Genomic DNA, 552 nt, shown 5'->3' with positions numbered 1-552 from the left:
CAATAAGGGAGCGAACCAATCACGCCGCCAAGCTATCCGATAGAGAAGGAAGTCGTCAACCTACATTGGCCCGTCGCCGGCACGTGGGGGACAAAATCGCACGGCTCACCACCCAGCGGCCAAAGCCGAGGGGCAATAATCGCTGCAAACCGTAAACCCCGTCTCGCCGCCGCTGCCGCAGAGGCCGCCAACGTAGAGGCCGCAAGTAACCCCAATGCCAGCAACCGTTTAAGCGAGAGCAATTTTTTCGCAAATGAACCCCAAGATCGCCCAGCGTCCCCTTTACGCATCCCCAGAGGGCGGCTAAACTTTCTGATCTGCCGTGGGACGCAAGTCGCCACAGGTAAGAATGCGGATGTAGCTCAGCTGGATAGAGCGTCGGTCTACGAAACCGAAGGTCGCAGGTTCGAATCCTGCCATCCGTACTTCAAAAAAGCCGCAAGCCAGATTTGGCGTGCGGTTTTTTTTTTTCGCGCGTATGCGGGTTAGGTCGTTTTCGCTCGACTAAACGGAGGGTAGAGCGAGAAGTCGACGCGTCGCAGGGCGACGTCG

1 tRNA gene is annotated in these 552 nt (G+C 57.4%); it reads left to right on the top strand.

Annotated elements, in window-relative coordinates:
- Positions 1-351 precede the first annotated feature (351 nt).
- Positions 352-425: transfer RNA gene (locus C5Y96_RS17130), tRNA-Arg, on the top strand.
- Positions 426-552 lie beyond the last annotated feature (127 nt).

Origin of the sequence: Blastopirellula marina (assembly GCF_002967715.1) — a bacterium.
GTDB classification, from domain to species: Bacteria; Planctomycetota; Planctomycetia; order Pirellulales; family Pirellulaceae; genus Bremerella; species Bremerella marina_B.
This window is presented reverse-complemented; position numbering and strand designations above follow the sequence as displayed.